This is a genomic window from Massilia sp. TS11 (assembly GCF_022012445.1).
Lineage (GTDB): Bacteria > Pseudomonadota > Gammaproteobacteria > Burkholderiales > Burkholderiaceae_D > Telluria.
Genome location: NZ_JAKLTS010000005.1, coordinates 328,162 through 346,444 on the forward strand (window position 1 = coordinate 328,162; position 18,283 = coordinate 346,444).

Annotated in this window: 15 protein-coding genes; 4 read left to right on the forward strand and 11 right to left on the reverse strand. The window is 64.4% G+C overall.

The window, feature by feature from the left end:
- Position 1: 1 nt before the first annotated feature.
- The gene (gene queE, locus LZ005_RS10370) at positions 2-637 is read right to left on the reverse strand and encodes a 7-carboxy-7-deazaguanine synthase (RefSeq protein WP_237807682.1); all 636 of its coding nucleotides are present in this window, start codon (positions 635-637) and stop codon (positions 2-4) included.
- 135 nt (positions 638-772) lie between these two features.
- Here queE and LZ005_RS10375 point away from each other — a divergent pair, with 135 nt between their 5' ends.
- Positions 773-1,663, forward strand: a complete 891-nt coding sequence (locus tag LZ005_RS10375; RefSeq protein ID WP_237807689.1) for a GGDEF domain-containing protein — start codon at positions 773-775, stop codon at positions 1,661-1,663.
- Here the strand turns inward: LZ005_RS10375 and LZ005_RS10380 are convergent.
- The 4 genes from LZ005_RS10380 to LZ005_RS10395 are packed head-to-tail and all read right to left on the reverse strand — an operon-like array spanning position 1,660 to position 5,747.
- Complete coding sequence (locus tag LZ005_RS10380) at positions 1,660-3,330, reverse strand: DUF4214 domain-containing protein (protein ID WP_237807691.1); 1,671 nt, start codon at positions 3,328-3,330, stop codon at positions 1,660-1,662. The genes LZ005_RS10375 and LZ005_RS10380 overlap by 4 nt on opposite strands.
- 39 nt (positions 3,331-3,369) lie before the next feature.
- The gene (locus tag LZ005_RS10385) at positions 3,370-3,609 is read right to left on the reverse strand and encodes a hypothetical protein (protein ID WP_237807699.1); all 240 of its coding nucleotides are present in this window, start codon (positions 3,607-3,609) and stop codon (positions 3,370-3,372) included.
- Positions 3,606-4,370, reverse strand: coding sequence for a DNA/RNA non-specific endonuclease (locus LZ005_RS10390; protein WP_237807701.1), 765 nt, complete (start codon positions 4,368-4,370; stop codon positions 3,606-3,608). The genes LZ005_RS10385 and LZ005_RS10390 overlap by 4 nt, the downstream gene beginning before the upstream one ends.
- 33 nt (positions 4,371-4,403) lie before the next feature.
- Positions 4,404-5,747 carry a sensor histidine kinase gene (locus LZ005_RS10395; RefSeq protein ID WP_237807704.1) on the reverse strand — a complete coding sequence of 448 codons (1,344 nt, stop codon included), beginning with the start codon at positions 5,745-5,747 and terminating at the stop codon, positions 4,404-4,406.
- Between the two features lie 171 nt (positions 5,748-5,918).
- On the opposite strand from LZ005_RS10395, the gene LZ005_RS10400 reads away from it, so the two are divergent.
- Positions 5,919-6,350, forward strand: coding sequence for a thioesterase family protein (locus LZ005_RS10400; protein WP_237807705.1), 432 nt, complete (start codon positions 5,919-5,921; stop codon positions 6,348-6,350).
- Here LZ005_RS10400 and LZ005_RS10405 read toward each other — a convergent pair.
- The 5 genes from LZ005_RS10405 to LZ005_RS10425 form a co-directional block, all read right to left on the reverse strand.
- Entirely contained in the window at positions 6,325-7,356 is a 1,032-nt protein-coding gene (locus LZ005_RS10405; RefSeq protein ID WP_237807707.1) for an RNA methyltransferase, read from the reverse strand. The two genes, LZ005_RS10400 and LZ005_RS10405, sit on opposite strands and share 26 nt — an antisense overlap.
- Positions 7,357-7,382: 26 nt before the next feature.
- Positions 7,383-8,600, reverse strand: coding sequence for an EAL domain-containing protein (locus tag LZ005_RS10410; RefSeq protein WP_237807715.1), 1,218 nt, complete (start codon positions 8,598-8,600; stop codon positions 7,383-7,385).
- 152 nt (positions 8,601-8,752) lie between these two features.
- A complete protein-coding gene (locus LZ005_RS10415) occupies positions 8,753-9,154 on the reverse strand; it encodes a response regulator (protein WP_237807724.1) in 402 nt (133 codons plus the stop codon).
- Positions 9,151-11,637: a hybrid sensor histidine kinase/response regulator gene (locus tag LZ005_RS10420; RefSeq protein WP_237807726.1), complete on the reverse strand. Its 2,487-nt coding sequence runs from the start codon at positions 11,635-11,637 to the stop codon at positions 9,151-9,153. Before LZ005_RS10420 ends, LZ005_RS10415 begins: the two co-directional genes overlap by 4 nt.
- A 75-nt stretch (positions 11,638-11,712) precedes the next feature.
- Positions 11,713-13,035: a DUF3422 family protein gene (locus LZ005_RS10425; RefSeq protein ID WP_237807731.1), complete on the reverse strand. Its 1,323-nt coding sequence runs from the start codon at positions 13,033-13,035 to the stop codon at positions 11,713-11,715.
- A 93-nt stretch (positions 13,036-13,128) separates the two neighbouring features.
- Here LZ005_RS10425 and LZ005_RS10430 point away from each other — a divergent pair, with 93 nt between their 5' ends.
- Both LZ005_RS10430 and LZ005_RS10435 read left to right on the forward strand, forming a co-directional pair.
- On the forward strand, positions 13,129-13,560 hold the full coding sequence (locus LZ005_RS10430) for a type II secretion system protein (protein WP_237807732.1): 432 nt from the start codon (positions 13,129-13,131) through the stop codon (positions 13,558-13,560).
- Between the two features lie 62 nt (positions 13,561-13,622).
- On the forward strand, positions 13,623-17,303 hold the full coding sequence (locus LZ005_RS10435) for an MASE3 domain-containing protein (RefSeq protein ID WP_237807733.1): 3,681 nt from the start codon (positions 13,623-13,625) through the stop codon (positions 17,301-17,303).
- Positions 17,304-17,374: 71 nt separating this feature from the next.
- Here the strand turns inward: LZ005_RS10435 and LZ005_RS10440 are convergent, their stop codons facing one another.
- Positions 17,375-18,259: a LysR family transcriptional regulator gene (locus tag LZ005_RS10440; protein ID WP_237807734.1), complete on the reverse strand. Its 885-nt coding sequence runs from the start codon at positions 18,257-18,259 to the stop codon at positions 17,375-17,377.
- Between the last annotated feature and the right edge of the window lie 24 nt (positions 18,260-18,283).

The window sequence follows — 18,283 nt, forward strand, 5'->3', positions numbered from 1 at the left end:
GTCAGGGAATCTGAAGAAGTTTATGGGTCTGCAGGCTCAGCTTCCATTGCGGGCGGCGCTTGCAGGTCTCGATGGCCAGGCGGGTGTTCTGCTCCTTCAGCAGGCCGTCCATCGGTTGCAGGTAGTGGTGCTGAAAGTCGAGCGCCTCGTAGGCGGCCAGGTCCTGGCCGAACTGGGGGATCACGACTTTCAGCTCATTACCCCGTTCGACCACCAGCGGCGCGCCCATCTTCGGGCTCACGCACACCCAGTCGACACCGGCCGGCACCGGCAGACTGCCATTGGTTTCGATGGCGATCTCGAAGCCGCGCGCATGCAGCGCTGCGATCAGGGCCGCATCGAGCTGGAGCAACGGCTCGCCGCCCGTGCAGACCACGTATTTGCGGTGCTGGAAAGCGGCCGGCCAGTGGGCGTCGACGGCCGCGGCCAGGGCCTCGGGCGTGCTGAACTTGCCGCCGCCCTCGCCGTCGGTGCCGACGAAATCGGTGTCGCAGAACTGGCAAACGGCGCTGGCGCGGTCCTGCTCGCGCCCGGTCCACAGATTGCAGCCCGAGAAACGGCAAAACACGGCCGGACGGCCAGCCTGGGCGCCTTCGCCCTGGAGCGTGTAGAAAATTTCTTTAACGGAGTAAGTCACGGCGAGAAGTCGCGGTCGGTCAACCCTCCATCATAGCACAGGGTAGGCCCACCTCGGAATATTGCTAAATGTCAATGAAGGGCTATTTCCAAGCGGCACAATCTTTGTCTGTAACGCCACCGGGAGAGGACTCCAATGACCACAAGCGTGCCAGGCTTTGCCAATCAGCTGCTCGAACTGCTCGTCATTCCCGCGTTTGTGCTCGACGCCGAGCGGCGCGTGCTGATCTGGAACCGTGCCTGTGAAACCCTGACCGGCGTGGCCGCCGAGGAAGTGATCGGCACCACCGGCCATTGGCGCGCCTTCTATGTGATGCCGCAGGCGACCCTGGCCGACGCCGTGCTCGATGGCACCCTGCCGCGCGGCCCGCGCCAGGCCGCCGAGTACTGGTGCGAAATGCCGCGCACCGGGCGCCGCTGCTTTCTGTCGGTGGACGCCAGCCCGATGCTCGACGCCCAGGGCAAGCTGCTGGCCGTGGTCTCCACCCTGCGCGACCGCACCGAGGAAAAACAGGCCCAGGCCGCGCTCGAACAGCTGGCCACGCGCGACAGCCTGACCGGTCTGGCCAACCGGCGCTGCTTCGACCAGACCCTGCATGCCGAGTGGCAGCGTGCGATGCGCGACCACCAACCGCTGTCCTTGCTGATGGTCGACGTCGACCACTTCAAACAGTACAACGACACCAATGGCCACCTCGGCGGCGACGACTGCCTCAAGCGCATCGCCCAGGCGGTGGCGCGCGAAATGCGTACCAACGATCTGGTGGCGCGCTATGGCGGTGAGGAGTTCGCTGTGATTTTGCCAAACCAGCATCTGCGCGGCGCGGCCATCGTCGCCGAGCGCATCCGCGCCCGCGTCGAAGCCCTCGGCCTGTCGACTGTGTCGATCGGGGCGGCCACGGCGGTCAGCGCCAATGGCAACGATCCGGGCGCGCTCGTGGCCAGCGCCGACGCGGCCCTGTACCGCGCCAAACACCTCGGACGCAACCGCATCAGCCTGCCACTGCCCGAGCCCGCGCTCGGCTAGATGTTGTAGGCGAAGCCGTTGCCGATGATCTTGGCGACCACGCCCACGTTCTCGGCCGACTCGGAAAACTGGATCAGGATATTGTCGCGGGTATCGAGGCGCTGATCGAGGATATTCAGCCAGAAATTGAAACCATCGCCGTCCGGATCGCGGTGCAGGGCATTCTTGTACAGCAGGGTCAGGAAGCTGCGATTGTCGGGCGCGCCGTACAGGTCTTTGAACTCCTGGCTCGCCATCAGCGCCTGCGACAGCTCGAGCGCGCTCATGCCACCATCGCGCCGGCCGATCCAGTAGCTGAGCCCGCCCATATCGGGTGTGCGGTTGAAGGCCGCCTGATACAGCCGGAAGGTCTGGCCGCCGGTGGCGTCGAGGTCGAGCGCGTAGTCGCCGTCGCTGAAATGCAGGCGTTCGACGCTGGCCACCCATTCGCTGCCGCCGTTCCAGTTGATCTGAAAACCGCCATTCGCCGCTTTGACCGCATAGTCGGCCAGCTTGCCCGTGAAGCGCATGCCATCGAAGCCGCCGCCGCCGATGATCCGGTCGCCCGCAATGCCGCCCGCGTAGTTGTCATTGCCCAGACCGCCAACCTTGATGTTGCCGTCGGCCAGGATCAAGGTCTCCACATTGCTGAGCAGATCGCTGCCCTCCCCCAGCACCAGCAGATTGCCCTTGGCGTCGACCTTGAACTGGTAGTCGCCCAGGCTGCGGTTGAACACCACCGTGTCGGTGCCGCCGCCGCCATCGATGCTGTCGTCGCCGAGGCCGGCATAAATCTTGTCATTGCCGGCGCCGCTCTGCACCGTGTCGCCCAGATCGTTACAGGTGATCGTGTCGTTGCCGCTGCCGGTGATGACGGCGCGGATCGCCACGTTGTAGGCGATCGACACATTGTGGGCATTGCCGCTGCTCGAACTAAAGGCGCCCGCGTGCAGATCAACCGTCGAGGCCGTGCAGGCCGAAAAATCGAAAGTATTGAAGCCGCCCGCGTCCCAGATGCACGAGGGCGCCTGGTTGTTGACGAAACTGTAGGTGTCGTCGCCCGCATGGAAGCTCATATTCGCGCCATACAGGTACTGCACCGCTTGAATGTCGTAAAGCATCGGCGTGGCCGCATAGCGTCCGCCGAAACTGGCGTTGTAGGACATCAGCGAGTAGTCGATGGTATCCGTGTCGCTCGGCAGGAATGGGCCCTCGCTCGGATCGCCGGTGCTGTTGTAGTCGCCCGGATGCTTGAGACCGAGCGTGTGCCCGATCTCGTGCAGGATGGTCATGTAGCCATAGCTGCCCGGCGTGAAGCGCGAGTTATTGCGGTCCGTATTGTTGAGGTAGAGATCGGCGGGCGGGCTGTCCACCACCTCCGGCATGTAGGCATAGCCGGCGCTCTTGTTGCCCTGGTCGTTCGTCGCCATGCGGATCTGGGCCGCATACACGTCATCGGTGCGGATGAAAGTCAGGTTGGCCACATTGGCCCAGGCCTGCATGGCGGCAATCGCGCCGTCCTGCTGGGTCACCGTCATCGGCGCAAAGCCTTGCTTGTCTTCGGCCGAGGCCGTCAACGGCGGGGTCAGCAGAAAGGTGTAGTACAGCGTGACCGCCGTGCGCGGTTCGCGCGCCCAGCTCGTGTACGCCAGCGCGTCAATCGACAGAATCCCGCTCCGCTCAGCCATGTTTTCCCTTGGAATTATTTAATTGGCAATATATTGCCATTATAGAAATGGATTGTCCACTTCGCCCACGGCCGGCGGCGGCAATTCGGCGGGCAGCGGCCGCGCTTCCATCGCCGCCACCACGGCGTTGAGCAGCGCCTGTAGCGCGCGTGCCTGGCGCAGCCCGGCCTGATCCAGGGTCAGGTCGAGATCGCCATGCAGGCTGATACGGTCGAGCCGGTTCTCGATGCACAGCGCGCCGATTTCGATGACCTCGGCTTCATTTTCAAACGGCTTCATTTCTTCTTCCTCAGTTTCAGCGTCGGCAGCGCGAGCATGACCGTCTTCTGTTGCGGGCTCAGGCTGGGCATCAGATTGATGCCGATCTTGTCCTCGAGCTGGGCGATATTCATGACCTCGAACTCCTCGGTCGCTTCATTGCGCACAAACCAGGCCGCGCCGGCTTTCTGTTTGGGGCTGTAGACGGCCTTGTACAGGTGGCTGGGAACGAGCACATTGCCGACCTTCTGCACACGCGCCTCCAGATAGGCGGGACCGGTCAGTACGTAGAGACCGCCATCGCGCTTGGCCAGCTTGCGCGTGGCCTGCTCGATCGCCGACCACAGATGGCGATTGTTCTCGCCGTTCTGCGGCACGATATTGGCCAGCGCAAAGCTGTCGCGCTGGCTGGCGCGATCGGGCATATCGCCGTTCGGCGACATGTGGCCGCGGTCGAAACCGCTGCGCGCATAATCGGCCAGTTCAGCCCGTTCGCGCGGCGGCAGGCGCGGCTCGGCGTGGAAATTGTTTTCGCGCGAGAGCTGCTGGGCTTGTTCGATCTGTTCCGGCTTGAGGAACTCCGCCGACCACAGCGGCGTGCGCGTCACCCCCGAATGCACGACGCCAAACACGCCGTAGCAGAGTTCGCGCGTGGCCACGGCCAGCTTCGGATTCTTGATCTCCGGCAGGCGCCCATCGACGTAATACGCGGGACAATTGCCGGCCCAGGCCGCAGCCGACACCAGCAGACCGGCCAGTGCGCCGGCCCAGGACTTGATCATGCATTACTCCAGTCAATCTTTACGACTGGAATTCTAGCAAGCCGGAAACCTCAGCGTGAACACCGTGCCGGAATTCGGGGCCGAATCGGCCTCGATGCTGCCGCCGAAAGCCAGCATCGCGCGGCGGCAGAATGGCAGGCCCATGCCGGTGCCGGCCGCCCGCGTGGTGAAGTAAGGATCGAACACATGCGGCAGGATATGCTCGGGAATGCCGTGGCCGCTGTCCGTCACACTCAGCAGATTCACACTGCCATGGCGCTGGCTGACGATGCAGACCTCGCCCCCGGCCTGCAGCGCGTTTTTGATCAGGTTGTAGAGCACCAGCACCATCAGCCGCGCCGAGCCGACGAAGCGGAAATCGTCCATCTCGCCGCGGTGCAGGCGCGCGCGCTCCTGCTGGCCAAACGGATAGTGCTTGAGCGCCTCGTCGATGCAGGCCGACATCGACACCATGCCAAAGCCATCGCGCGAGAAACTGCCGTCGCGCGCGCTGGCGAGGACGCTGTCGGCAATGAAATCGGTGCGGCTGACCTCGGCTTCGATGTCGCTGGCCAGTTCGCGCAGATAGGCCAGATGCGCGGGCTGCAGCTGCGCCTGGCGCTGGCCGTTGGCGGTCGCCAGCTCGTACCCGGCAATCAGTTCCGGCAGCCCCTTGGCCAGCACGCGCGCCTGCCCGCGGATCGTCGCCAGCGGCGTGCGCATTTCATGCACGACGGTGGCGGCCAGCTGCAGCGGGTTGGCCATCAGCTGGTGGCGGGCGATGGCCTGGGCCATCATTCCCAGGCTGAGCACGATGAACATGACCCCGGGCGGATAGATGGCCAGGCCATAGTTGCAGGCATAGTCGATGGCGGCCAGGCCATAGGTGGCAATGCTCGCCAGGCAGTAGCGCAGGCGCAGCTGTTCGACGGATGCGGCACAGGCTTGCTGGTGATACAGCAGCCAGGCCGAGCGCACGATGATCGTCACCGTCTGCACCAGATGCACGGGATGCAGCAGGCCCGCACGCGGATAGAAGCCGAAACTGTAGTGGTAGACGCCGTCGACGACCTGATCCGACAGGGCCAGGGCCAGCGCGATGCAGGCCGAGAGTTTGACCCACACCATCTCTTGCTGACGGCGCGTCAGCTCCACCACCAGCAGGTACAGACTGGTTGGCAGAAACAGAATCAGCCCGTAACCGATCCGCGCCACCTCGGCCGCCAGCGCGGGCGACTGCACCTGGAACAGCACCGACCAGCAAAACTGCCAGCTGAACGTCGCCAGACACAGCAGAAAGAAGGCGATGCTGACGCGGTTGGTCCCGCGCGAGACCAGCACATAGATCCCGAAACTCAGGAACAGGAGTGATACTAGGGCGGGGATCAGAGAGCTCATGCGGACTCGTGCGGTCAGGGTCCTTTGATCTTAGACAGCCCCATGTTGATCGTCCACATGCGAACTATTAGAAGTCGAGCAATGTTTGATGTACATCATGCGTGCTGCATGTTCGAACGCTTATTTGTGAGCAACCCGTCTGGGTGTTTTGTTCATTTAAAGGAGATCAACATGCACGTTCAAGCAGTCGTCAATTTCGCCCCCGCCACCTTCAATCACAGCCACACGATCACGCTCAAGGACTCGAATGCCTATGGCAATACCTATTTCGCCCGCTATTTCGAGTGGCAGGGGGTGTGCCGCGAACGCTGGTTCCACGACTGCATCGCGGCCGACATGCTGCAGGCCGAGGGCGTGTTCATCACCAAACACGCCGAGCAGGACTTCGTGCAGGAGACTTTCCCGTTCCAGACGATTGAATGCGAGCTCAATACCTACGATGTGCGCAAGTGCTCGTTCTGGCTCGAATTCCGTTTTATGTCCGAGGGACGGCTGGTGTCGGTCGGACGGCAGCAGATCGTCTTTGCCGACCACAGCCGGCGCATCTGTGCCCTGCCCGCGCGCGTGATCGGCAAGATCAAGCGCTACGCGAAGGACTTGTAAGGACAGGAATACCGGCCAGCTTGCGTGCGCGCAGCTGGCCGCAGCCGCCGTCGATCTCCTGGCCGGCCGAGTCGCGCAGCTTGGTCAGCACGCCCTGTGCGGTCAACTGGCGGGCGATGGCGCGCGCCTTGTCCCAGGACGGACGGCGAAACGCCAGTTCCGGCACGGCATTGTAGGGAATCAGATTCAGCACGGCGTACTTGCCCTTCAACAGGCGCAGCGCCGCCGCGAATTCCTCGGCGCTGTCATTGACGCCTTCGATCAGGGTCCACTGGTACTGAATCGGGTAATGGACGAGCCGCGCATAGGCCTCGCCCGCTTCGACCAGCTCCTCCGGCGCCATGCGCGGCGCGCGCGGCAGCAATTCGGCCCGCAGCTCGGCGCGTGTAGTGTGCAGCGACAGGGCCAGGGCCGGCCGCACCGGCCCCTGCGGCAGCCGCTCGAACACGCGCGGATCGCCCACCGTGGAGAACACAAGATTCTTGTGGGCGATATTGCCATGCAGGCCCAGCCATTCGATGGCTTCCATCACATTCGCCAGATTGTGGGCGGGCTCGCCCATGCCCATGAACACCACTTTCTTGACCGGCTGCAGGCGGCGCGCGCGCACCACCTGGGCCAGAATCTCCAGACTGCTCAGTTGCCGGATCAGGCCCGACTTGCCCGTCATGCAGAACTGGCAGCCGACCGCACAGCCCACCTGGCTCGACACGCAGACGCCCTCGCGCGGCAGCAGCACGCTTTCGACCGTCTGGCCGTCGGCCAGGGCCCACAACAGGCGGGTGGCATCTGCACTGCGGTGGCGGCTGACTTCGCTTAGCAGGCCGTCGAGCGCCGCATGCAATTCGGGCAGCGCCAGGCGCAGCGGCTTGGGCAGAAAATCCTGTGGGCGGCGCCGGCCCTGGTCGAGCGCTTGCGCGCGCAGCCAGTCGCGCAGCACGCGATCCTGGTGCAGCGGCAAAGCGCCGAGCGCCTGCATGCGCTCACGAAAGGTGGTCAATAACATGGCCGGCATTGTAGCCGAGCCGGAACTCAGGCGCGCCGGCTGGCCAGCCAGGCCGCCAGACAGGGGCCATTCATCGGTTTGCCGAACAGGAAGCCCTGCCCGGCCTCACAGCCGAGCGCACGCAGAAAGTCGCGCTCGGCCCCGGTCTCGATGCCCTCGGCCACCGTGCGCAGGCCCAGTTCCTTGGCCAGGCGCATGATCGACTCCAGGATGGGCATCACCTTGCCATTGAGCGGCATGCCGGCGATGAAAGAGCGGTCGATCTTGAGTTCGGAAAACGGCAAGGCGCTCAGCAGCGCGAGCGAGGAATAGCCGACCCCAAAATCGTCGACCGCCACCTGAAAGCCGCGCAGACGCAGGCGCGTGACGGATTCGAGTACCGTGGCCGGATGGCGCGAGATGGCGGTCTCGGTCAGTTCGAAGCTGATGCGCTCGGGCGCGATGCCGGCCTCGCGCACCTGCTGCACCAGACGTTCGGGCAGGCTGCGGTCCTCGAGCGTGCGCGGCGCGATATTGATCGCCAGCGACAGCTGCTGGCCCTGCGCCTCCCAGCTCGCCAGGTCGGCCAGCGCCTGCCGCAGCAGCTGACGGAACAGCACATCGATCAGTTCCGTCTGCTCCATGGTGGCGATGAACTGGGCCGGTGCGATCAGGCCCGCGGTCGGATGGCGCCAGCGCGCCAGCACTTCGACCCCGGTCACCTCGCCGTTATTGAGATCGAGCTTGGGCTGGTAGACCGGGAAGAACTGGCGCCACTCGAGGGCCGTGGCCAGGGCCGACAGCGGCCATGCCTGCGCCGGGCGCTGGCGCTCCGGCTGCCCGCTGGGCGCGCAGGCGGCCGCCGCACGGCGCAGCAGGGCCTGCAGTTCGCCGATCTGCAGCGGTTTGCCGAGCGCGCCGATCAGACTTGCTCCCTGCAGATGCGCGATCGATTCAGCCGAGGCCAGCACATCGGGCTCGACCGCCGAACTGAATGCGAACGCGCCGCCATGCAAGGCCAGGGCGCGCGACAGGAATTCGACCCCATCCATGCCATCCATGCGCAGATCGGTGATGACCAGGTCGAAGCGCCCGTCGGCCAGCCGGTCCAGCCCCCCTTGCCCATCGACCGCTTCGGCCACCAGCCGCACGCCGCTGTCGAGCAGCATGGCTTTCAGCAAGGCGAGCTGAATCGGATCGTCTTCGACAATCAGCACACGCAGGAGATGAACGGCTTGGGCCGCGGAGGAGTAAGTGGCAGGCATGACATGGGGTCCGAAAGCGTCAACCGGCAGGGCGAGGCCGGGAGCGAATAGCCGCCGCGGACAGGGGCGGCGTCGAGTGGCGGACTGGGATGAGGTCGTGCCTGAAAACTATGAATGAATGGTATCACATAATTCCAGAAAGCAATGGCGCCCTACTTCGGCGCCACGCCCCCTTCGCGCTCGAACTTGGTGAGCACGTCCTGAATCTTTTTGGTGTTGTAGGGCTTCACGATGAAGCCGCGCGCGCCAGCGTTGAGGGCGGCCATCACATTCTCCACCGCCGAGAAGCCGGACACGATCACGACGAACAGATTGGGCCGGCGCTGCAGCGCCAGGGTCATCACCTCGATGCCGCTGTAGCCGGGCATGTCGATGTCGAGGAAGGCCAGATCGATCTGATCGGTTTCGCTGACCAGCTGATCGAGCGCGGACTGGCCGTCGTTGGCGAAACGGATATCGCCATACTCGCAGCTTCTGAGCATCGAGCTCAGCAGATTGCGCATGGTGCCTTCATCGTCGGCCACCAGCACCCTCACTTGTTTGCCTGCGCTCATGCCACCCCTCCTTCGTATTCCTTGAATTCTTCTTCCATGCAGGCGATGAGCTGCGGCACCAGCGCCGCCGCTTCCTGCGGCTGTTCCTTGCGCAGTGCGTGCTCGACCGCCTGCGCCATCATGCCGCTACGCGGAAAGCCAAAGCTGCCGGCCGAGCCCTTGAGGATATGGGCCAGCTTACCCAGCTCCACCCAGTCGGCGGCCGCCACATAGGCCTGCAGCTGGGCCATGCGTCCGGCCAGGCTGTCGACGAAGGCGCGCTGAATCGCCTGATATTCGGGCAGCGAGGCCAGATCCTGATGGCCCGCGTCCTCGGTCTCCGCGCCGCGCCGCTCGCATAGCTGGCCCAGCAGATTTTCGAACTGGTCGCGCACGATCGGCTTGGCCAGCACGTGCGAGAAACCATTGGCCAGGTAGCGGCGCACGTCCTCGGTCATCACGTTCGCCGTCAGCGCCACGATCGGGCCGGCGAACCCGGCCGCGCGGATCAGGGCTGTCGCCCGCATGCCATCCATGACCGGCATCTGAATGTCCATCAGGATCACATCGACCGATTCGCTGAGCGCGCGTTCGACGCCCTGCTCGCCGTTTTCGGCGAACACCACCTCCAGACCCAGGCTCGACAACAAGGCGCCGACCAGCTGCCGATTGTCGGGGCCATCTTCGACCAGCAACACCGAGCCCTGCAGCTGGCCAACCAGACTCGGCCGATCCGGCTCGCCGTCGTGGGCCAGATTGGGCGCCTGGTCAAGCCAGCTCATGCCCGGAGCCAGCGGCGCCAGCACGGCCACTTCGAAGACCGAACCCTTGCCCGGCTCGCTCGCCAGTTCCACGCCGCCGCCCATCGCCTGCGACAGGCGGCGCACCAGATAGAGGCCCAGGCCGGTGCCGCCGAAACGGCGCGCCACGCTGCGGTCAGCCTGCACAAAGGGCGTGAACAGCTTCTCTTTCTGCTCGGCCGAGATGCCGATGCCGGTATCGACCACGTTACACATCAGCTTACTACTGGCCGCGTCGTACCACAAAGTCAGCAGCACCGAGCCTTCGCTGGTGAACTTGACGGCGTTACTGCACAGGTTGAACAGCACCTGCTTCCAGCGCGTCGGATCGCCCAGCACCTGGGACGGGAACGGATATTCAATCTGCAGGTCAAACCGGATGCCTTTGGCGCGGGCCTGCGCGCTCATCATCGAATCAAGCCCCCACACCGTCTCGATCGGCGAGAACGGCACGTGCTCAAGTTCCAGATGGTCGGCCTCGATCTTCGAGATGTCCAGAATGTCGTTGATAATGCCCAGCAGGTGCTGGCCATTGCGCATGATGACGCGCGCGGCATCGCCCTTCACTTCCTGATTGCCGGGCCCGCTCAGAATCTCAGCGAAGCCCATGATGGCGGTCAGCGGCGTGCGGATCTCATGGCTCATCATCGCCAGAAAATCGGACTTCGCGCGGTTGGCGGCCTGGGCTTCGTCGCGCAGGCGTTCGGTGGCGGCAATCGCGGCGTCGCGCCGCATCAGGGCTTTGACCAGCACCCAGAAGGCCACCGCGATCGCGCCGATGCAGCTGAGCGCCACCACCACCAGCACGCCGGTGAAATGGCGCCACTGCGAGAGGAACAGGTCGTCGGTGACCGAAATATTCAAAATCAAGGGATAGGGATCGACGACGCGCTCGGCCATCATGGCCAGGCCTTCCTTGCCGCTCGCGTCCTTCTGCGGCGAGGTCAGCACCAGGACCTCGTTCAGGCGCGCCTCGTCATTGACACCGTTCTGCTCGCCTAGCGGCGGCAGCGGCTTGCCCATCATTTCATCCACGTGCGGCCAGCGCGCCACCAGTGCGCCGTCGCGCCGCGCCAGATTGACGATCGCGCCCTCTCCCAGATTGATCTTCTTGAACTGATCGCTGAGCACTTCGCTCGACAGTCCCACCAGGGCCAGGCCGAGGAACTCGCCATGCGCGCCGGACAGCCGGCGGCTCAGGTAAAAAGTCCACTGGCCATTGCCCTTGTTGCGCACTGGCTTGGAAATATACACGCCGAGCGCGGGATCTTTGAGGTGCTCGCGGAAGTAGTCGCGGTCGGCCAGATTGATCTTTGGCGCCGGATAGGAGCGCGTGAAGTTGAGCACGTCGCCATTGGCCGCGACGATGGTGGCGACATCGATCTGCGGCAGCGGCTGCTTCTTGTCGCGCATGCTCTGAAACATCGCCTCGCTCGTCATCTGCTTGCGGAAGTCCGCCTCGTTGCTGACGCGCGCCGCCGCCACGCTCTCGGCGATACTATCGAGGATCAGATAGGCCGAGGTCACCTCCTGCGAGGTTTCCTGCGACAGGATCAGGGTCAGATTCGAGAGCTGGGTGCGCCAGGTCGCGATCTCCTTGTTGCGCGACCCCCAAACCGCCACCCCCAGCGCGAGGACGATCGTCAACACCAGCGCCAAAGCCAGGCTTACGGCCAGATAACTGGAACGCAGGGTTGATCGCATGAAATAGTGACTAGAAGAAACAAGGCATGCCGGTAAGATATCATGCCAGGACGCCTTCTGGCAAAGCCGCGTGTATCAGTGGGCCGGCATGCGCTGATGCAAACGGCGCAGCGAAAGCCACACGAGGCCGGCCGCCAACGGCACCGAGGCCCCGGTCAGCAACTCGACATTGACGCCGACGCCCGCCGCCTTCAGGGCCTTGCCCAGGTAGGACACGACCCCCACCACGTAATACGTGATGGCCGCCACCGACAGGCCCTCGACTGCCTGTTGCAAGTACAGCTGCTGCGCCGCGCGCGCATTCAGCGACTGCAGAATGCGGCGGTTCTGGCGCTCCTGCATGACGTTGACGCGCGTGCGCAGCAGGTCATTGGTGCGGTCGATGCGTTGGCCGACGGCGGCCAAACGCGCGGCCGTGGCGCAGCAGGTATCCATCGCGGGCGCGAGCCGCCTTTCCATGAACTCGCCCACCGTGGGCACGCCCTCGATGCGCTGCTCGCGCAGTTCCTCGATGCGCGCCTTGACCAGACGAAAATAGGCGGCCGCCGCCGAGAAGCGGTAGGCATGCGCAAGCGCGAGCTTTTCCATGTGCGCGGCCAAGCGGGTGATCTGTTCCAGCATGGCCTGGCCCACGTCCTCATCGGCGCCACCGTCCTGGGCCGCCACCATGGCGCTCGTGAGCTCGGCCAGCTCCTGTTCCATCGCCTTGAGGGCTGCCCCGCAGCTGTGCGCAGCGGGCAGGCCCAGCAGGGCCATCATCCGGTAGGTGTCGATCTCCAGCACCCTTTGGACCAGACGCCCCGCCTGGAGTTCACGCATGCCGACGTCGCGCAGCACAAAGCGGCTGACCCCATCGGCGTGGATGGCAAAGTCGGTCCACAGTTCCGCGCCCTGCATCACCTGGGCGCCAACCAGCATGCGCGCACCGAACACCGGCTGGATGGCGGCCAGAGCCGCCGGGCGCGCCAGGCCGTCCTGCACCAGCACCACATCGGCCGCAACCAGCAGCGAACCGGCCAGGTCGGCGAGCCAGGCGCCCGGCACGCTCTGGCGCGGCGAGGCGGCAAAGGCAGCCTCCAGCGTCTCTCCCGCTCTCAGCGGACGGGCGAAGCTGAAGCTGCAAAACTCCGTGTGCCGCTCCCACTTCAGGCGCAGGCCGCCCAACTCCAGATAGGCGTGGCGCGCGCCCTCGGCCGGGGCGGCCACCCCGAAGTGCAGGCACAGGCTCGCCAGCAGCGCTTCCGGCGATGGCGCCGCCGGCCCCGGCAGAATGGCCAGATGCGACAGTACGGTCGGACCATCGAGCGACAGAAAGGGGCGCGAGTGAATCTCGGCGGCAAGCGGCACGCGCAGGGCGTGGTTCAGGCTGTGCATGGCGGGCATCATGTCAGACATCATATCACTTTCCAAATTCTCAGCATTGGCGCCTCGCATCATTACTTTTAGTAAATGTATGGTGTAACTATGACAATTTGCGTAGACTAGCGGCCCATGCGTTTATCCTTACGTTCGCGTCAGTCCGGATTCACCCTGATCGACCTGTTGATCGTCATGCTCCTGCTGGGCACCCTGATGGCCACGATCTGGAGCAAAGCCGTCAATATCCGCCAGGATGCGGAGCGCGCGCAGTTGATGGCCACCATGGCGGCGATCCGCGTCTCGGCCGACCTGATCCACCAAAAATGGCGCCTGAACGGCGGCAACTACGTCGTCCAGGAAGGACGTCAGATTCCCGTCACCGAATACGGCTGGCCCTCTGCCCAGTATTGGGATATCCCTGTCTGGGGCGCCGACGTCTCGATGTTTCCCGTCTTTTTCCACGGCGGGTATGGCGGCACCACCTACCACTTTGGCGACCGCTACTGTGGCTTTACTTACAACGAACGCGATGGCTCGGTGACCCTTTACGGAAACCAATGTTGACTGTAGTCAAACCGGTTGCTCACAGTTACAATCGGACAATGACTTAATATGACAAATCAACATTGAGCACACCCACGCACCACGCGCGCGCCGTGCGCACCGACCTGCTCTCGCCCCTGCCCTGGCAAGAGGCGCTGCTGCTGCTTTGTAGTCTGCTGGCCCTGCATCAGACTGTACGCTACAGCTTCCTGCTTTTCCACAGCCTCGCTGAACTATTCAGCATCGTGATCGCAATTGCGGTCGCCCTCATCACGCTCAACACCCAGCGCTGGATCCGCAACCAGTACGTGCTGTTCATCGGCCTGGCCTACGGTTTCATCGGTTTCCTCGATACCCTGCATACGATGTCCTATGCTGGCATGGGGGTGTTTCGCGATTATGACTACTACGCCCCGCAGGTCTGGATCAGCGCGCGCTATCTCGAATCGCTGAGTGTCGGTCTCGGGCTGTGGCTGCTCGGTTCCAAGCGGCGCCTGCATGTGCCGGCGGTGCTGGGCGGCTATGCGTTGGTGTGCGCGCTGCTGGTCGCCAGCATTTTTGTGTGGAAGATCTTCCCGGTCTGCTTCGTCAAGGGCGCCGGGCTGACGCCTTTCAAGATCGTCAGCGAATACATCATTATCGCCATCATGGTCGGCGACCTGCTGCTGCTGCACCGGCGGCGCGCCCTGTTCGAAGCGAACGTGTTCCGCCTCGTGCAATGGGGCCTGCTGGCGATGATCGGCATGGAGATCTGCTTCACCCAATACGCGTCCGACGCGATGACCGACCTGAGCAACCAGCTCGGCCACCTGTTCAAGATCACCACCTTCTATCTGGTCTACAAGGCCATCGTCGTGACCGGTCTGCGCGACCCGATGGCCGTGATGTTTGCCGAGCTGCGCGCCACCGAGGATGCGCTGCGGGTTGCAAAAGACCGGGCCGAGCGCGGCCTGAAATCGGAGCAACTGCAGCTGGCGGCCATCGTCACCTCGTCGCAGGATGCGATCTTCGGCACCGACGCCGAGGGGCGCATCACCAGCTGGAACGCCGCCGCCGCGCGCCTGTTCGGCATCGAGGAGGACGCCGCCCTGGGCCAGCCGCTGGCCCGATTGCTGCCCGAATTCTGGTCGGACGAAAAGACCCGGCTCGACATCGCCCGCTACAGCGGCGCCCGTTCGCTGTTCTTCGACACCTCGTGCAAGCGCCCCGACGGCGAGCCGCTGGAAGTGGCGGTGTCGGTCTCGCGCCTCGGCACGGAAGAGGAAAGCGAGAGCGGCTGGTCGCACATCGTGCGCGACATCGGCCCGCAGAAGACCACCGAGCGCGCCCTGCTGAGCGAGAAAAAGCGCCTCGAAACGATACTCGAGACCGCGTCCGACGGCATCCACATCCTGAATAACAAGGGCTTTGTGGTCGACGCCAATGCCGCCTTCCTCACCATGCTCGGCTACCAGCGCAAGGACATCGGCACCCTGCATGTGACCGACATCGACAACAATGACGACCCGGCGCGCATCCAGCAGCGCCTGTCCGAGCTGATCGGCAAACAGAGCTTTGCCGTGTGGGAAACGCGCCACCGACGGCGCGATGGCAGCGTGGTCGACGTCGAAATTTCCGCCTCCGGCATCGACATCGATGGCGAAGGCTTCCTGTATGCAGCCTCGCGCGACATCACCCAGCGCAAGCGTGCCGAACAGGCGCTACGCAACAGCGAGGACCGTCTGCGCCGCCTGCTCGATGCCGCCCCGATCGCCGTGCGCGTGGCGACCCACGAAGGGCGCTCGGTGGAATTCGCAAATGACGCCTACCGCAAGCTGATCCAGGCCGACAGCGCCCACCTGCTCGGCACCGACCCGGTGCGCTACTACGCCAACCCCGACGATTATCACGACATTTTGCGCGCGCTGGCCGCGGGCGAAGGCGTGAACAACCGCCTGCTCGAAATGCGCACGCCGGACGGCACCAACAAGTGGGTGATGGCCAGTTTCCACATGATGGAGTACGAAGGCGAGCAGAGCGTGCTCGGCTGGATGTACGACGTGACCGCGCTGAAGGCGGCCGAGCTGCGCCAACGCCTGACGGCCAGCGTGTTCACCCACGCGCGCGAAGGCATCAGCATCACCGATGCGCAGGGCAATATCGTCGAAGTCAATGCCACCTTCTGCGACATCACCGGCTATACGCGCGACGAGATCATTGGCAAGAACCCGCGCCTGTTCCAGTCGGGTCGCCAGACCCACGACTTCTACCGCACGTTGTGGGAGTCGCTGCTGCGCGACGGCCACTGGAGCGGCGAGCTGTGGAACCGCCGCAAGAATGGCGACATTTATGCCTGCCTGCTCAGCATCGCCGCCGTGCGCGACGAAAATGGCGAGCTGCTGCACTACGTGTCCGTGTTCTCCGACATCACCCAGTACAAGCAGCACCAGAGCCAGCTCGAGCACGTCGCCCATTACGACGGCCTGACCAATCTGCCCAACCGCGTCCTGCTGTCGGACCGGCTGCGGATTGCCCTGGCGCGCGCCCAGCGGGCCCAGCGCCCGGTGGCCGTGGTGTATCTCGACCTCGATGGCTTCAAGGCCGTCAACGACCAGCACGGCCATGCCGTCGGCGACGCCCTGCTGGTGGTGCTGGCCCAGCGCATGCAGGCGGCGCTGCGCGCGGGCGACACCCTGTCGCGCGTGGGCGGGGATGAATTCGTCGCGGTGCTGGCCGATCTCGACAAGCCCGAGGCCTGCGAGCCGATCATCAGCCGCCTGCTGCAGGCCGCCTCCGAGCCCGCCCATATCGAAGGCCAGCGCCTGCAGATCAGCGCCAGTATCGGCGTCACCCTGTTCCCGCTCGACGGCGGCGATGCCGACCAGTTGCTGCGCCACGCCGACCAGGCCATGTACGAGGCCAAGCAGGGCGGCAAGAATCGCTACCACATGTTCGACCCCGAGAAGGATGCGCTGGTCAAGGCCAATCAGACCAAGCTCAAGCGGCTGGAAGAGGCTTATGCCAAGCACGAGCTGGTGCTCTACTACCAGCCCAAGGTCGACCTGCGCGACGGCCATGTGTTTGGCGCCGAAGCCCTGATCCGCTGGCAGCATCCCGAAGATGGCCTGCTGGCGCCGGTGGTCTTCCTGCCCGTGCTGGAAGACACACCGCTCGAGGCCCAGGTCGGCGAATGGGTGATCGACAGTGCGCTTGGCCAGGCCGCCGCCTGGCAGGCCCAGGGCATCAGCCTGATCGTGAGCGTGAATGTCAGCGCCCGTTTCCTGCTCAGTGAGGACTTCATCGAGCGCCTGTCGGCCGTGCTGGCGCGCCATCCCGACGTGCCGCCCGCGCATCTTGAGCTCGAAATCCTGGAAACGGCCGCGCTCGACGACATGAACCGCGCCGAAAAAGTCATGCGCGCTGCCAAAGCGCTCGGCGTGCAATTTGCGCTCGACGATTTCGGCACCGGCTATTCCTCGCTCGCCTATTTCCGGTCGCTGCCGATCGACATGCTAAAGATCGACCAGAGCTTCGTGCGCAACATGCTCCACGACAGCAACGACCGCAATATCGTGCAAGGCGTGATCAGCCTCGCGCAGACCTTCAACCGCCCCGTGATTGCCGAGGGTGTCGAGACCCTCGACCACGGCGCGCGCCTGCTCGAGATGGGCTGCGCGCTATGTCAGGGCTACGGCATCGGCCGCCCGATGGACCCAGCCCAATTCCCCGCCTGGCTGGCAGACTGGCGCCAAACCCAGCGCTGGCTCGGCCTCCTTGCCGACTAAACAAATCGGGGTCAGACCCCATTTATCCGCATAGAAAAATGGGGTCTGACCCCGATTTGTTTGCGGGGCAATTATTGGCTGGGGCCGAGCAGGCGGTCGAGCAGGTCGAGGCGGTGGCGGTGCGGTGTGGTGATGGCGTAGAAGCGCTCCTGCAAGGCGCTCGATTCGCCCACGCGCACCAGCACGCCCGTGCGCAGCTCGTCCTGCACCACCACCTCGGGCAACACGGTCAGCCAGCCGCTGTCGCGCGCGATCAGGCGCAGCATGGCCATGTCGTCGACCTCGGCCCGCACGCGCGGTGTGATGTCGGCACTCGCGCACAGCGCATCGAACTGGGCGCGCAGCGCGTGGCGCGGTCCCGGCAAGGCAATGTCGATGCCCTGCAGGTCTTCGGGGATGCGTAATTGCTGCCCGCGCCAGCGCTCGGCCTGCCCGACCAGGGAGATGCTTTGGCTGCCGAGAAAGCGGCAGTGCAGCGGGCGCTCCGGATCGGCCGGCACGGTCTCGTTCGCCAGCACGACGTCGAGCTGATGCTGCACCAGTCGGCTGATCAGGCCTTCGAGCAACCCGGATTCGAGCGTCAGCACGACGTTGGCGTCGGCCAGCAGCGGCCGTATCAGGTTCTCCTGATAGTTGCGCGACAGCGTGGCGACGCTGCCGATGCGCAGATGCGCAATGCCGGCGCTGCGGCCCTGCAAGCGCCCGAGCATCTCCTGCCCAAGCCCGAAGATGTTCTCGGCATAGGCCAGTACCAGCTGGCCGGTATCGGTCAGCACCAGGCGCCGCCCTTCGCGCACGAACAGGTCCTCGCCGATGCGCTCCTCCAACTGGCGAATCTGGGCCGACACCGCCGATTGCGAGGTGTGCAATTCCTCCGCCGCCCGCGTCAGGTGGCCGAGCTTGGCCACGCGCCAGAAGTAGAACAGGTGATGAAAATTGAGTTGTTCCAGTTGCATCGTTCTGGTTTATGGATGATCTGA

Coding starts and splice junctions, on each gene's coding strand:
- LZ005_RS10375 (WP_237807689.1), top strand. CDS start 773: ATGACCACAAGCGTGCCAGGCTTTGCCAATCAGCTGCTCGAACTGCTC.
- LZ005_RS10380 (WP_237807691.1), bottom strand. CDS start 3,330: ATGGCTGAGCGGAGCGGGATTCTGTCGATTGACGCGCTGGCGTACACG.
- LZ005_RS10385 (WP_237807699.1), bottom strand. CDS start 3,609: ATGAAGCCGTTTGAAAATGAAGCCGAGGTCATCGAAATCGGCGCGCTG.
- LZ005_RS10390 (WP_237807701.1), bottom strand. CDS start 4,370: ATGATCAAGTCCTGGGCCGGCGCACTGGCCGGTCTGCTGGTGTCGGCT.
- LZ005_RS10395 (WP_237807704.1), bottom strand. CDS start 5,747: ATGAGCTCTCTGATCCCCGCCCTAGTATCACTCCTGTTCCTGAGTTTC.
- LZ005_RS10400 (WP_237807705.1), top strand. CDS start 5,919: ATGCACGTTCAAGCAGTCGTCAATTTCGCCCCCGCCACCTTCAATCAC.
- LZ005_RS10405 (WP_237807707.1), bottom strand. CDS start 7,356: ATGTTATTGACCACCTTTCGTGAGCGCATGCAGGCGCTCGGCGCTTTG.
- LZ005_RS10410 (WP_237807715.1), bottom strand. CDS start 8,600: ATGCCTGCCACTTACTCCTCCGCGGCCCAAGCCGTTCATCTCCTGCGT.
- LZ005_RS10415 (WP_237807724.1), bottom strand. CDS start 9,154: ATGAGCGCAGGCAAACAAGTGAGGGTGCTGGTGGCCGACGATGAAGGC.
- LZ005_RS10420 (WP_237807726.1), bottom strand. CDS start 11,637: ATGCGATCAACCCTGCGTTCCAGTTATCTGGCCGTAAGCCTGGCTTTG.
- LZ005_RS10425 (WP_237807731.1), bottom strand. CDS start 13,035: ATGATGTCTGACATGATGCCCGCCATGCACAGCCTGAACCACGCCCTG.
- LZ005_RS10430 (WP_237807732.1), top strand. CDS start 13,129: ATGCGTTTATCCTTACGTTCGCGTCAGTCCGGATTCACCCTGATCGAC.
- LZ005_RS10440 (WP_237807734.1), bottom strand. CDS start 18,259: ATGCAACTGGAACAACTCAATTTTCATCACCTGTTCTACTTCTGGCGC.